Source organism: Paraburkholderia sp. SIMBA_053 (assembly GCF_046534895.1).
Classification (GTDB): Bacteria; Pseudomonadota; Gammaproteobacteria; order Burkholderiales; family Burkholderiaceae; genus Paraburkholderia; species Paraburkholderia caledonica.
On record NZ_JAWRXU010001680.1, the window covers coordinates 1 to 237 of the forward strand.

At 51.5% G+C, this 237-nt stretch carries 1 protein-coding gene; it reads left to right on the forward strand.

The annotated features are described in order from the left end of the window. A partial coding sequence (locus tag SB753_RS41255) for a paraquat-inducible protein A (RefSeq protein ID WP_410805711.1) occupies positions 1–237 on the forward strand: 237 nt, incomplete at both ends.

The window sequence follows — 237 nt, forward strand, 5'->3', positions numbered from 1 at the left end:
GGCGTTGTCTGGCTCCAGTTTGGCTTATTGCGATCTCGCCCCATGCCCTTTAGCCGTGATATTGCTCGCTCACTGGCACACCTCGCCCCATGGATGATGGCCGATGTATTTATCATTGGCGCATTGGTAAGCCTAATTAAAGTGGCGGGCATCGCCCAAATTGAGCTGGGCATTTCCTTCTGGGCATTTTGCGCTTTTGCAATACTGTTACTCATGACGGTGCAATCCATTGATGCC